This is a genomic window from Nocardia sputi, from assembly GCF_023501985.1.
The window spans coordinates 1-15331 of the sequence record NZ_JAMFLC010000038.1; the positions used below are offsets into that span (position 1 = coordinate 1).

At 69.8% G+C, this 15331-nt stretch carries 4 protein-coding genes; 3 read left to right on the plus strand and 1 reads right to left on the minus strand.

Annotated features, from left to right (window positions below; all coding sequences use genetic code 11):
* The 3 genes from M8859_RS34105 to M8859_RS34115 all read left to right on the plus strand — a co-directional run.
* Window positions 1-1658 (plus strand): SDR family NAD(P)-dependent oxidoreductase (locus M8859_RS34105; RefSeq protein ID WP_249645490.1); only part of this gene is annotated, 1658 nt, incomplete at its 5' end.
* Window positions 1621-12549: a type I polyketide synthase gene (locus tag M8859_RS34110; protein WP_372492969.1), complete on the plus strand. Its 10929-nt coding sequence runs from the start codon at window positions 1621-1623 to the stop codon at window positions 12547-12549. The genes M8859_RS34105 and M8859_RS34110, both read left to right, overlap by 38 nt.
* A 39-nt stretch (window positions 12550-12588) precedes the next feature.
* Entirely contained in the window at window positions 12589-13092 is a 504-nt protein-coding gene (locus M8859_RS34115) for a PaaI family thioesterase (RefSeq protein ID WP_159928426.1), read from the plus strand.
* Window positions 13093-13138: 46 nt separating this feature from the next.
* On the opposite strand, the gene M8859_RS34120 is transcribed toward M8859_RS34115, so the two are convergent.
* Window positions 13139-15169, minus strand: coding sequence for an NADPH-dependent 2,4-dienoyl-CoA reductase (locus M8859_RS34120; RefSeq protein WP_195141244.1), 2031 nt, complete (start codon window positions 15167-15169; stop codon window positions 13139-13141).
* Between the last annotated feature and the right edge of the window lie 162 nt (window positions 15170-15331).

The following is a 15331-nucleotide window of genomic DNA, read 5'->3' on the forward strand; positions in this document are numbered from 1 at the left end:
GTGTGGATGTGGTGCTGGATTCGCTGGCGGGGGAATTCGTGGATGCCTCGCTGCGGTTGCTGCGGCCGGGTGGACGGTTCGTGGAGATGGGGTTGCTGGATCGCCGCGACCCCCAGCAAGTAGCCGCCGAACACCCGGGCGTCACCTACCGCGGTTTCATGCTCATGGATGTAGAGCCCGATCGGCTCCACGAGATTCTGACTCGTGTTGTCGATCTCTTCGAGGCGGGTGTGCTCACCGCGTCTCCACTCACCGCATGGGACATACGGGATGTGCCCGAGGCGTTGCGGTTCATGAGTCAGGCGCGGCATATCGGGAAGAACGTGCTCACCGTGCCGACGCCGCTGTCGCCTGAGGGCACGGTGCTGATCACCGGTGGCACCGGAGGATTGGCTGCGTTGGCCGCTCGGCATTTGGTCACCGAGTACGGCGTGCGCAGACTGATATTGGCCAGCAGACGCGGCCCGGATGCACCGGGGGCCGAGGAGTTGGGTGCTGAACTCGTCGCCTTGGGCGCGCACGTGGACGTGGTCGCCTGTGACGCGGCCGACCGAGCCTCGGTGGATGCGGTCCTGGCGGCGATCCCGCCGGAGTATCCGTTGACCGGTGTCATCCATCTGGCCGGGGTGCTGGCCGACGCACTTCTGGAGAACATGACGGCGGAGCGGATCGAGCAGGTGTTGCGGCCGAAGGTGGACGCGGCGTGGAACCTGCACGAGGCGACACGGCATCTGGATCTGTCGATGTTCGTGCTGTACTCCTCGATCGCGGGCGTGATCGGCAACGCGGGCCAGGCCAATTACGCCGCGGCCAATACGTTCCTCGACGCGCTGGCACACCACCGGCACGTGACCGGCTTACCCGCGATTTCCATGGCCTGGGGGCCGTGGCAGCAGAACACCGGCATGACGCGGGCGCTCGATGACGCCGACTTCGCTCGGTTGCGGCGGGAGGGCTTCCCGCCGCTGGGCGAGCGGGAGGGTATGGCACTGTTCGACGCCGCGGTGGCCGACGGCAGGGCGGCGTTCGTCGCGGCCCGCATCGACCGATCCGCGCTCACGGACAGCGGCGATCACGACCCGCGTCCGATCATGCGCGACCTGCTGGGACCCACCCGGCGCCGAGCCGAGACCGCGCTGGGTGGATCGCCCCAACCGGTGCACCGCCTGGCGGGCCTGTCGACCACCGAGCAGGACCGTATCGTCCTCGATCTGATTCGCGGCGAGGCCGCGGCGGTTCTCGGCGGCGACGCCGAGACCATCGCCGCCGACAAACCGTTCAGCGATATCGGATTCGACTCACTCGGTGTCATGGAATTCCGCAACCGGTTGAAATCGGCCGTCGGCGTTCAGGTTCCCGCGACAGCGATGTTCGACTACCCGACTCCGATGGATCTGGCCGGCTACCTCCGGCAGGAGATCGCTCCGGTGGAGGACCCCGCGAAACGGATCGCGGCCGACGTCGAAGCGCTGGCCCGCAGTTTCGCCTCCGCCGACCTATCCGCCGCCGACCGGTCGTCACTGGCGACCACATTGTCCGCCCTGCTGCGCGAACTCGAAGGCAGGGACGCCGGGGATGCCGATCCGGGTGGCGACGCCGACCACCTCGACACCGCCGACGATGACGAACTCTTCGAGTTCATCGACAACCTCAGCTGAACTTGCAGGATCAGGAGCCCCACCGATGGCCGACACCGACGAGCTACGCCGCTACCTCAAGAAGACCGCGAAGGAGCTCTACGAGACCAAACAACACCTGCGTGAACTCACCGATCGAACGCGGGAACCCATCGCCATCGTCGGCATGGCCTGCCGGTACCCCGGCGGAGTTCGTTCACCCGAGGATTTGTGGCGCGTCGCCGCCGAGGGCGTGGACGCCGTCGGAGGGTATCCCTCCGACCGTGGCTGGGACCTGGAGCGGTTGTTCGATCCCGATCCGGACGTACCGGGGACGATCTACACGCGGGAGGGCGGATTCCTCGATTCGGTAGCCGACTTCGACGCGGGTTTCTTCGGCATCAGCCCGCGCGAGGCCGCCGCGATGGACCCACAGCAGCGTCTGATGCTCGAGGCGGCCTGGGAGGCACTGGAAGACGCCGGCATCGACCCGGTATCGCTACGCGGCAGCGATACCGGCGTTTTCGCCGGGGTGGCCCACCAGAACTACGGGCCCCGCGTCGGCTCCCCGGATATCACGGCCGAAACGGAAGGCCATGTCTATCTCGGCACTTCCAACAGTGTGCTGTCGGGCCGGATCGCCTACACCCTCGGGCTGGAGGGTCCGGCCGTCTCGATCGACACGGCATGCTCGTCGTCGCTGGTCGCCCTGCATCTCGCGTGCCGGGCGCTACGCAACGGTGACGCCACCCTCGCCCTGGCGGGCGGGGTCACCGTGATGTCGGACCCGTCCCTGCTCATCGCGTTCGCGCGCCAGCGCGCCCTCTCACCCGACGGCCGGTGCCGGGCGTTCGCCGCGGCGGCCAACGGGACGGGTTTCTCCGAGGGGCTCGGCGTGCTGGTACTCGAACGGCTCTCCGACGCACGGCGGCTCGGGCACACTGTCCTGGCGGTCGTCCGCGGCAGCGCCATCAATCAGGACGGCGCGAGCAACGGGCTGACCGCTCCGAACGGACCGTCGCAGGAAGCCGTTATCGGGCAGGCGTTGCGCGACGCGGGCCTGGAGCCGGCGGATGTCGACGCGGTGGAGGCGCACGGCACGGGCACGATGTTGGGCGATCCGATCGAGGCCCGGGCCCTGATCAACGCCTACGGCGCCCGGCAGACCGACGTGCCCTTGCGTCTGGGGTCGCTGAAATCCAATATCGGTCACACTTCGGCCGCGGCGGGTGTCGGGGGAGTGATCAAGATGGTGCAGGCCATGCGGCACGAAGTGCTGCCGAAGACCCTGCACATCGACGCGCCGACCCCCCATGTGGACTGGTCGGCGGGTACGGTGCGGCTGCTGAAGGACAGCGAGCCGTGGCCCGCCGGTGCGAGAATTCGCCGCGCCGGCGTGTCCTCATTCGGCGCCAGCGGCACCAACGCGCACGTCGTCCTCGAGGAAGCTCCCGCCGAGTCCGCTGCCGCCGAGGCAGACTCCGAGCCTGCTCCCACGGAGCAGGCCGGGTCGAATCACACCTCGGTGGAAACGATTCCGTTGCTGTTGTCGGCGGCTTCCGGCGCGGCCCTGCGGGCACAGGCGGATCGCCTGCGGCGGTGGATGGGAGACGATCCGGAGGCGGACCCGCGGGATATCGCGCATTCGCTGCTCACCTCCCGCGCCCGGCTGGAGTGGCGCGGCGCGGTCGTCGGCCGCGACCGGGACGAACTCCTGGCCGGTTTGGCGGCACTCGCCGAGGGGCGTTCCGCGCCGGGCGTGGCCGAGGGGCGCGCGGGCTCGGGGCGCACGGCGTTGCTGTTCACCGGCCAGGGTGCGCAACGCGCCGGGATGGGGCGAGAACTGTACGACGCGTTCCCGGTGTTCGCCGCGGAACTGGACAGGGTGTGTGCCGAGTTCGATCCGCTGCTCGGACGGTCGTTGAAGGACCTGATCCGCACAGAAGCGCCGGCCGGCGACAGCGCGCCGGGACCGCTCGATCGAACCGAGTTCACCCAACCCGCCCTGTTCGCCTTCGAGGTGGCGTTGTACCGGCTCGTCGAATCATTCGGCCTGACACCGGATGCGCTGCTCGGCCATTCCATCGGTGAACTTGCGGCGGCGTATGTCGCCGGTGTGTGGTCGTTGCCCGACGCGTGTGCGCTGGTGGCGGCGCGGGGGCGGCTGATGGGCGGACTGCCCGCGGGCGGCGCGATGCTGGCCGTGGCGGTGTCGGAGGAGAAAGCAGCCGCCGCGCTCGATGGATACCTCGGCCGGGTGTCCGTGGCCGCGGTGAACGGTCCCTCGTCCGTGGTGCTGTCCGGTGACGCCGACGCTGTCGCCGAGGTCGAGCGGCTCTTCGGTGACCAGGGTCGCCGGACGAACCGGCTGCGCGTCAGCCATGCCTTCCATTCGGCGCGGATGGAACCGATGCTGGCCGAGTTCCGGGCCGTGGCTCGCGGTGTGACCTATCGGCAGCCGACGATCCCGATCGTCTCGAATGTTTCGGGCGCACCAGCCGGTGACGAGCTGACCGATCCGGAGTACTGGGTCCGTCATGTCCGGGCGGCGGTGCGGTTCGCCCCGGGAGTCCGGGCGCTGGCCGCGAGCGGGGTCCGGCGCTTTCTGGAAATCGGTCCCGACACGGTGCTGGCCGCGATGACCCGGGAGTGTCTGGCCGAACAACCCGACATCGAGGCCCGCTGCACGGTGGTCGCCGCCGCGCGACGTGGGGCGGACGAGGTCGGGCAGTTCACCGCTTTCCTGGCGGCCGCCCACGCCGCGGGCGTCGACGTGGATTGGCGACCGGTGTTCACCGGTCAGCCGCCACGCCGAGTGCCGTTGCCTCCTTACGCCTTCCAGCGTCAGCGGTACTGGTTGCCCCCGGCCGACGGTATCGGCGACGTGGGCCGCGCCGGACTGACGGCGATGGACCATCCGCTGCTCGGCGCTGCGCTGGCCCTGGCCGGTACCGACGAGTGGCTGTTCACCGGCCGCCTGTCCACGGTGTCGCAGCCGTGGCTGGCCGACCACACGGTGTTCGGCACGGTGCTGTTGCCGGGAGCCGCGTTCGTGGAGTTGGCGTTGGCGGTCGGCGCGCGACTGGATGCCGGGACGGTCGACGAACTGGTGCTCGAAGCGCCGCTGCGGTTGGACGAGGGGACCGAGGTCGATATCCAGATCAGCGTCGAATCGCCCGATGACACCGGGCGCAGAAGTTTCGTCATCGCGTCGCGGGCAGTAGGTGACCGGACCGCCGGATCCACGCACGCGCGCGGTGTGCTCGCTCCCGATACGGGGGACGCGACGGTGTCCGCCGGTACGGACGGATTGTCTCTGGACGAGGACGCGACGACCGGAGACGCGCTGTACCGCCAACTGGCCGCGCGTGGTCTCGACTACGGGCCCGCGTTCCAGGGCGTGCGCCGATTCCGGCGTCGCGGCGACGCCGTCCTGGCCGAGGTGCGGCTCGGCGAGATGACGTCGGACGCTTCCCGTTTCGGCGTGCACCCAGCCTTGCTGGATGCCGCGCTGCACACCGCCGTCGACGAATTGGCCGCTGATTCGGCCGCGCACCAGGCGCCGCTGCCGTTCTCCTTCACCGGCGTGCGGTTGTACCGCGGTGGTGCGAGCGCGGCGCGGGCGCGGATCCAGCGGACGGGCGCCGAGGGGGTGCGGGTCGAACTCCGCGACGATGCGGACGCGGTGCTGCTGACGGTCGATGCGCTGCAGGCGCGGCCGGTCGACAGCGACGCGGTGCATAACGCGCGCTCCGCCGGGCCGCACGGTCTCTACGACATGCACTGGGCCGCGGTGGAATCAGACGCGCGATCCGGCGCGGTGCGGCTGACCGCGGTCGGCGGACCATCGCAGTCCGCTTTCGACGAAAATCATTCGGATATGGCCGCGCTGGTAGCGGCCGCCGGGACCGACGCCCCGGGCTCGAACGCTCGAGCGCATGCCGACGCGGTCGTGTGGTTCGCCGAGCCCGGACCCGGGCACACGGACCGTGCCGAGGCCGACAGGGTGCGCCGGAGCGTGAACGCCGCGCTGGCAGCGGTGCAGTCCTGGTTGCGCCTATTCGAGTCCGGCGACACCCAGCTGGTCGTGGTCACCCGCAACGGCGCCGGGCTGGGCGGCGAGGACCCGGACCTGGCCGCCGCGGCGACCTGGGGTTTGCTGCGCAGCGCGCAATCGGAGCATCCCGGCCGCATCGTCCTGGTGGACGCCGAAAGCGACGTGCTGGTCGGGCCCGAGCTGATCTCGGCCGCCCTCGCGACCGATGAGCCGCAGCTGGCGGCCCGTGCGGGCGAACTGCTCGCGCCCCGGCTCGCCCGGCGGGACGACGTGTCCGGCTCAGCCGTCACCATGGGTCCGGGCACCGTGTTGATCACCGGCGGCACCGGTGGATTGGGCGCCCTCGTGGCCCGGCACCTGGCCGCCACGCACGGGGTGCGCGACCTGGTACTGGTTTCACGGCGCGGCGAACGAGCCGACGGTGTGCGTGAACTGGTGGCCGAACTCGCCGTACTCGGTGCGCGAGCACGGGTGCTGGCCTGTGACGTCGGTGACCGCGCCGCGGTAGGTGCCCTGCTCGACCAGCTGGCCGAAGGCCCCGAGCTGACCGCCGTCGTCCACGCCGCGGGCATCTTGGACGACGCGACTCTCGACGCACTCACGCCCGACCGGATCGAGCGGGTATTCGCGCCGAAGGTCGACGCCGCACTCCACCTGGACGAACTCACCCGTGACCGGAACCTCTCGGCGTTCATCCTGTTCTCGTCGATCGCTGCCGTCTTGGGCTCGGCGGGCCAGGGCAACTACGCCGCCGCGAACTCGGCGCTGGACGCGCTGGCCCGGCGCCGCGCCGCGGCGGGTCTGCCCGCGGTGTCGGTGGCCTGGGGCCCGTGGAGCCAGAACGGCGGGATGACCGCCGAACTGGGGCGCGCGAGCCTGGACCGCTTGGCGCGCATGGGCTTCCGGCCACTGACCGAGGCCGGCGGGATCGCGCTGTTCGACCGAGCCACCGGCGCGGACACGCCGCTGGTTGCCGCCGTGGACTTCGACACCGCGGCATTGTCCGCGCAGGCCCGCGCGGGTTTGCTGCCGCGGCTGCTGCGTTCGTTGGTATCGGTACCGCGCCGCGCCGAGGGCGGTGGCGGCGATCTGGCGGCGCGGCTCGCGTCGGTACCGCCGGACCGGCACGACGCGATCGTGCTGGATTTCGTGCGCCATCAGGTCGCCGGGGTGTTGGGACACGCCACGGGCGACCTGATCGAGGCCGACAAGCCGTTCAACGAACTGGGATTCGATTCGCTCGGCGCGGTGGATCTGCGCAACCGTCTCACCAAGGCCACCGGTCTGCGTCTTCCGTCGACCCTCGCCTTCGATCATCCGACCTCGGCGGCCGTCGCTCGACTGCTGCGTTCCCGGATCGACGGTGCCGGGCCGGGGGTTCGCCAGACGCAACGGCGCACGCGAGCCGACGAACCGATCGCGATCGTCGGTATGGCCTGCCGGTATCCCGGCGGTGTGGCGTCTCCGGACGATCTGTGGGATCTGGTGGCATCGGGAACCGACGCCATCTCCGAGTTCCCGTCGGATCGCGGCTGGGATCTCGATCGTCTGATCCATCCGGATCCCGAGCACAGCGGAACCTCCTACGCCAAAGAGGGCGGATTCGTCACCGGTGTGGCCGATTTCGACGCCGGATTCTTCGGAATCGGTCCGCGGGAGGCGAATGCGATGGACCCGCAGCAGCGTTTGCTGCTGGAGGTGTCGTGGGAAGCGCTCGAGCACGCGGGGATCGATCCGACGTCGCTGCGGGGTACCGACACCGGCGTCTACACGGGGGTGATGTATCAGGACTACGAGGTCTTGACCCGCAAGGCCGGGCCCGAGGCCGAAGGCTACGTGGGGACCGGCTCGGCTGCGAGCGTCGTCTCGGGGCGCATCGCCTATTCACTGGGCCTGGAAGGCCCCGCGATGACGGTGGATACGGCGTGCTCCTCCTCGCTGGTGGCACTGCATGTGGCGTGCCGGGCGCTGCGGCAGGGAGAGAGTTCGCTCGCCCTGGTAGGCGGTGCGACGGTGATGGCCACCCCCACGGTGTTCGTCGAATTCTCCCGGCAACGCGGCCTGGCCCCGGACGGGCGGTGCAAATCGTTCTCCAGCGCCGCCGACGGGGTGGCCTGGGCGGAGGGTGCGGCCGTCCTGGTGGTCGAACGGCTCTCGGACGCCCGCCGGCTCGGGCACAACGTGCTCGCGGTGGTGCGCGGCAGCGCGGTGAACCAGGACGGCGCCAGCAACGGTCTCACCGCGCCGAACGGTCCGTCGCAGGAGCGGGTGATCGCGGCGGCGCTGGCCGATGCCGGGCTCGGCCCGTCGGACGTGGACGCGGTGGAAGCGCACGGGACCGGAACGACACTGGGCGACCCGATCGAGGCGCAGGCATTGCTCGCCACTTACGGGCAGGGCCGCCCGGATCGCCCGCTGCGTGTCGGTTCACTCAAATCCAATATCGGGCACAGCCAGGCGGCGGCCGGTGTGGGCGGCGTCATCAAGATGGTGCAGGCCCTGCGCCATGAAATGCTGCCCAAATCCCTGCATGCGGACGAACTCTCCCCGCATGTCGACTGGACGGCCGGATCGGTGCGGGTGCTGACCGAAGCCGAGCCGTGGAACTCCGGCAGCCGGGTACGTCGCGCGGGGGTGTCGTCGTTCGGGATCAGCGGTACGAACGCGCATGTGATCCTCGAGGAAGCGCCGCTGGCCGCGCGTGACGTGCGTACGACGGGGAACCCCGATCCGGCGGCAGGCGCCGCGGTCGCCGCGGTGCCGCTCGTGGTCTCGGCGAGATCCGCGGAAGCCCTGCGCGGTCAGGCCGAACGGTTGCGCTCCTGGCTGGCCGGTGCGCCGGATATCGAGTCGTGGCGGGTGGCGCGTGCGCTGCTCGACTCACGGGCGCTACTGGATCGCCGCGCTGTGGTCGTCGGCGGCGATCGGCAGGAACTGCTCGCCGGGCTGGCCGCGCTGGCGGCGGGGGCGGCGTCCCCGCACGCGGTCGAGACAGAGGTGGTGGCGGGTACGACGGCTTTCCTGTTCACCGGTGGTGGTGCGCAACGAGTCGGCATGGGCGCGGGCCTATACCGGGCGTTCCCGGTCTTCGCGACCGTGCTGGACGAGGTGTGTGCGGAGTTCGACCGGCATCTCGGGGGTTCGCTGCGGGAGGTGATGTTCACCGACGAGGCCGGGGTATTGGACCGGATGGACTGGATGCAGCCCGCGTTGTTCGCGTTCGAGGTTGCGATGTTCCGGCTGCTGGAGTCGTACGGTCTCCTACCGGATGTGCTCACGGGTCACTCGCTCGGCGAACTCGTCGCGGCGTATGTGTCCGGGGTCTGGTCGCTCGCCGACGCCTGTGTGCTGGTGGCGGCGCGGGGACGGTTTATGGGAGCGGCTCCCGCGGGCGGGGCGATGCTGGCGGCCGCGGTGTCGGAGACGGAAGCGGAGGAACTGCTGACCGGTCTCGGCGACCGGCTCGCGCTGGGGGCGGTGAACGGTCCGGAGTCGGTGGTGTTCTCCGGCTACGCCGATGCCGTCGCTGAGATGCAGCGGCGGCTGACCGAGGCGGGCCGGAAGAACACCGTGCTGCGAATCTCGCATGCGTCTCATTCGATGCTGATGGAGCCCATCCTCGAGGAATTCCGTGCGGTGGCCGAGGGTCTGACCTATGGCGAGCCCACCGTGCCGATCGTGTCCAACGTATCCGGCGCACCAGTCGGCGACGAAGTGCGCGATCCGGGCTACTGGGTGGCGCAGGTGCGCAGCTGTGTGCGCTTCGCTCCCGGGGTGCGCAGTCTCCTCGACTCCGGGGTGCGGCGTTTCGTCGAGGTCGGACCGGACGCGGCGCTCACCGCGATGACCGGAGAATGCCTGGCCGAGCGTCCCGAAATAGCGGCGAAGTCGATGGTCGCCGCCTCGTCTCGCCGCTCGGTCGACGAGGTGACACAGTTCGTCACCCTCCTCGGCCAGTCCTTCGCGGCCGGCGTACCGGTGGACCTGCGGTCGCTGCTGCCCGGAGGAGACCTACGGGTGACACTGCCGACATACGCGTTCCAGCGCCGCCGCTACTGGGTACAGCCCGCTCCCGAGGCCGTGGCGGGCTCGTTCGGGCATCCATTGCTGACCAGCGCGGTGCCGCTGGCCGGGAAGGACGAGTGGTTGTTCACCGGCCGGTGCTCCATGCGCACCCAGCCGTGGATCGGCGACCACGCGGTCTTCGGCTCGGTGTTGCTTCCCGCGACGGCTTTCGCGGAGATGGCGCTGGCCGCGGGCGCGCATCTGGACGCGGGGGACGTCGACGAACTGTTGTTGCAAGCCCCGCTGCTGCTCACCGCGGGCGCCGAGACCGATCTGCAATTGAGCGTCGGCGCGCAGGACGAGCAAGGGCGACGGAGCTTCGCCGTCCACTCCCGCGCCGCGGAGCGGGACTCGGCGGGCGCGGGCGCGTGGGTGCAGCACGCCAGTGGGGTGTTGATCGCCGCCGACGATCCGGCGCCGGTGTGGAGCGAACCGGTGTGGCCGCCCTCCGGCGCCGAGCCATCGGAGGGCTCGCTCTACGACCGGCTGGCGGAGCGTGGCTTCGACTACGGTCCCGGTTTCCAGGGCGTGACCGCGCTGTGGACTCGCGGCGAGCAGACCTTCGCCGAGGTCTCCCTCGACGAATCCGCAAGCGTCGCGGCAGCCGCGTTCGGCATCCATCCGGCGCTGCTGGACGCATGCTTGCATGTGGCGCTCGACGATCTGATCGAAGGCCTGCCCGCCGAGCAAGTGCTGTTGCCCTTCTCGTTCGCCGGTGTGCGGTTGTGGCGACCCGGCGTCACCGCGGTGCGTGTCCGCGTCGTCCGGGACGCCGAAGGACGGGCCGAGATCGACATCGCCGACGACACCGGCGCGCTCGTGGCGCGCATCGATTCGGTCACCGCCCGTCCGATCGCCGCCGACGCGTTGACCGCGGCGAACGCCGCGCAGGGTGCGGCGCCCCTGCGCCTACGCTGGATGCGCTCGGAACTCCCTGCGTTGCCTGCCGCGCCCGCGGGCGTGACCGCGACGATGGGGCGGGTGCGGGTGTCCGGCGTCGATGCGCACTACGCCGATGTGGCGGAAGTGGCGGCGGCCGAAGAAGTTCCGGCTGTGGTCGTCTGGTCGCTGGGCGAGTTGCCCTCGGCCGAGCTGGACCGGCCCGGTGATTCCGTGCTCGACGGACGTGCCCGGGCAGTCCGGCATGCGACCCTGCGGGCCTGGGAATTGTTGCGGTCGTGGCTGTCCACCGAGCGGCTGGCGGACACCCGCCTCGTGGTGGCGACCCGCCGGGCGACGGGCTTGGACGGCGAGCCGGTCGATCTGACCGCTGCCGCGGTGACCGGCCTCGTCCGTAGCGCGCAATCGGAACAACCGGGCCGGATCGTGCTCCTGGATCACGACGGGGACTTGGACGCCGACACGGTACTCGGCGTGATCCGATCGGGGCACGCCCAAGTGGCGGTCCGGGCCGGAGAGGCACACCTGCCGCGCCTGTCCTATGGTGACCTACCCGCCGCAAATTTGGGTCACAGCGGCGCTTTCGGCAACGGCACGGTGCTGATCACCGGCGGGACGAGCGGGTTGGGTGCGGTGATCGCGCGGCACCTGGTGGCCGCACACGGCGTCGGACACCTGCTGCTGGTGTCGCGTCGTGGTGCCGCGGCCGATGGGGTCGCGGAGCTGGTCGCCGAGCTGGAACGGCTCGGCGCGCGGATCCGGGTCGCCGCGTGCGACGTGGCCGATCGCGCCGGCATGGCGACCGTGCTCGAGTCGATCGAGAACGAGCATCCTTTGACGGCGGTGGTCCACTCCGCCGGCTTGATCGACGACGCCACTATCGAGACGATGACCGAACGACAGATCGAGCGCGTGCTCGTGCCCAAGGTCGACGGGGCGCTGATCCTGGACGAGCTCACCCGAGGGCACGATCTGGCCGCGTTCGTCGTATTCTCCTCGGCCGCGGCGATCCTCGGATCACCCGGGCAGGGCAACTACGCGGCCGCCAACGCGTTCCTCGACGGGCTCGCGCACGCCCGCCGTGCGCAAGGATTGCCCGCCCTGTCGGTCGCCTGGGGACTGTGGAACCAGGGCACCGGCATGACCGGCGAGATGGACCGCGCCGCGCTGGCGCGGCTGGAGCGGATGGGTCTGCGGATCCTCGGTGACGCCGACGGGACGGCGTTGTTCGATGCCGCGGTCGCGATGGACGCGGCCGTTGCCGCCTGCGTGGAATTCGACAAGCCCGCCCTGGCGGCGCAGGCACGCGCCGGCCTGCTGCCCGAGGTGCTGAGCGACCTGGTGCCCAGCCGCGCGCGACGGGTCACGAGCGGAAGCGGCCAGGGCGGGCTGCTGGCCGACCGGCTCGCCGCCGCACCGGAGGACGAACGCGATGCGTTGGTACTCGGATTCGTTCGCGAACACGCCGCGGCGGTGCTGGGATTCCAGTCCGCGGCTGCCATCGATCCCGAAACCCCGTTCCAGGAGATGGGTTTCGATTCACTGGGTGGCGTCGAGCTACGGAATCGGTTGTCGGAGGGCACGGGTACGCGGCTGCCGTCGACGCTGGTGTTCAACTACCCGACGGTGAGTGCGGTGGCGAAACTGCTGCGGTCGCAATGGGAGGACACCTCGACCAGCTCGGCGATCGACGACCAGATCGCCGCGCTCACCGCGTTGTTCGCGACGCTGCCGTCCGAGGAGGACAAGGCGCGGCTGGCCGAGCGGATCCGCGCGACACTGACCGAGGCCGTGGACGGACCCGATTCCGATTCCGATTCCGTCGGTGCTCATGGCCGCGATGCCGTCGAGGCGGCCGCGACCGCGGACGAACTGTTCGCTCTCATCGACCAGCAGATCACCGGAAAGTAGAGGAAGCTCATGGCACAAGACCACGTATCGACGATCGCAGTGACCGATGGCGTACGCTCGCTGCACCTGGAGTGGGACGATCCCGGCATCGCCGTACTCGGCATGATCCAGCTCACGCGGGACGAACTCGTCGAGCGCATTCGCACCGGTGAACTGAAACTGCCGCCGCTGGCCAAGCTGCTCAATATCGAGGTGCTCGACGCGGAGCCGGGGCGGATGACCCTGAGTCTCACACCGGACGAGCGCCACGTGAACTTCCTCGGCGTGGTCGGTGGCGGCGTCGTCGGCACCGTGCTCGACGTCGCGATGTGGGGCGCGGTCCAGCTGTCGGTGGAGGACAAGTCCATGCTCACAACCGTGAGCATGAACACCAACCTGGTGCGCGGGGTCTCGCACACCCAGGGGCCGTTGCGGGCGGTCGCGGAGGCGGTGCACGTCGGCCGGACGACGGCGACCGCCGAAGGCCGCCTCATCGACGCCAACGGCAAGGTCTATGCCACAGCCACCGCCACATTCGTGCGGATGGGCGGCGGAAACACGTGAAGCCCGGGGGGCCCGGGGGATCGAGCCCCGGGCCCACCGTCCACGATCAGAGTTCGGCCGCGAGCTGGGTACCCTGCTGGATGGCGCGTTTGGCGTCGAGTTCCTTCGCTTCGTCGGCGCCGCCGATGAGATGCACCCGAACACCCCGTGATTCGAGCTGGTCCTTCAGGTCGCGGACCGATTCCTGGCCCGTGCACACCACCACGTTGTCGACTTCGATCACCCGGCCGCCCAGACGTTGCGGGCCGAAGCTGAGGTGCAGCCCCCGATCGTCGATCCGCTCGTAGTTGACGCCGCCGATCTGCTCGACACCGCGCGCCTCCAGCGCGGCGCGATGGATCCAACCGGTCGTCTTCCCCAAGGTCAGTCCGAAGGGACCCGACTTGCGTTGCAGCAGGGTCACTTCTCGGATAGCCCGGGCGGGCCGACGAGTGCGCAGCTGGCCGGGAGCGTGGATGTCATCGGTGACACCCCACTCGTCGCGCCATTGATCGAGTGCGAGCGCGGTGTGGTGGTTCGCGGTGAGGAATTCGCTGACATCGAAACCGATTCCGCCCGCGCCGATGACGGCCACCCGGTTGCCGACGGGCCTTTCCTTCCTGATCAGTTCCGGATACGACAGCACCATGGGGTGATCGATGCCGAGGATGTCGGGAACGCGGGGACGCACGCCGGTCGCCAGCACCACCTCGTCCCAGCCACCCGCGGCGAGCTGCTCGGCGGTGGCGCGGACGTCGAGATGCACGGTGACGCCGGTGAGTTCGAGCTTGCGGCGGTAGTACCGGATCGTCTCGTCGAACTCCTCCTTGCCGGGGATGCGGCGGGCCAGGTCGAACTGGCCACCGATCCGATTCTCCGCTTCGAAGAGCTCCACCTGGTGTCCGCGTTCGGCCAGTCCGATCGCGGCCGACAACCCGGCGGGACCGGCGCCGACGACGGCGACGCGTTTGGCCCGCCTGGTGGGCAGCAGTTGCAGCAGCGTCTCATGGCAGGCGCGGGGATTCACCAGGCATGACACGGTCTGCCGGGTAAAGGTGTGGTCCAGGCAGGCTTGGTTGCAGGCGATGCAGGTGTTGATCTCGTCCACGCGCGACTCGGCGGCCTTGTTGACCCAATCCGGGTCGGCCAGCAGCGGACGGGCCAGCGAGATCAGGTCCGCGTCGCCGCGCGCCAGGATGTCCTCGGCGATCTCGGGCATGTTGATCCGGTTCGACGCACAGACCGGGATCGTGATGTGCTCCTTGAGCGCCGCGGTATATCCGACGAACGCGGCCCGCGGCACCGACGTGACGATCGTCGGTACCCGCGATTCGTGCCAGCCGATATCGGTGTTGATGACATCCACCCCGGCGGCTTCCAGTTCCTTCGCCAGGTCGATGATCTCGGCGAAGGTCTGTCCGTCCTCGACGAATTCGGCCAGCGACATCCGGAACATGATGAGTAGGTCTTCGCCGACGGCGGCCCTGGTCCGGGTGGCGACCTCCACCGGGAAACGCCGCCGGTTCGCCGCCGATCCGCCCCAGCGATCGGTCCGGGTGTTGGTGCGCGGAGCGAGGAATTGGTTGATCAGGAAGCCTTCCCCGCCCATGATCTCCACGCCGTCGTATCCGGCAAGCTGCGCCAATCGCGCGCAGCGCACGTGGTCGGCGATCGTAGTCTCGATCTCCTGCTCGGTGAACGCCCGCGGCTCGAACGCGGTGAGCGGCGACGCCACCGCGGAGGGCGCCAGATTGGTGGGAATGTTCGAATCGCGTCCACCGTGCAGGATCTGCAGGGCGATCTTGCCGCCCGCTTCGTGGACCGCCTCGGTGATCACCCGGTGCCGCTCGGCGTCGGTCTCGTCGAGCATCGCGCACGCGAACGGCCAGAGCCATCCCTCGCGGCTGGGGGAGTAACCCCCGGTGACGATCAGCCCCACTCCGCCGCGTGCGCGTTCGGCGAAGAACGCTGCCAGGCGGTCGATGTGCCAGGCCCGATCTTCCAGGCCAGTGTGCATGGAGCCCATCACAACTCGGTTTCGGAGCCTGACCCTCCCCAGCTCGATCGGCGACAGCAAATGAGGAAAGGTGCAGCTCATGGGATGAACCTAACGGCATCGACGTGCCTCCGCAATCGCTGGGCGTCTACCCATGTCCAACAGTCCGGCGTTCGATGGCGTGCTGTCTTCTGATCACGAATGACGTCCCGCCGCACGCCGCAACTCCGTCAGCTGCGGGCGACCTGGTGCGGTCGATGATCT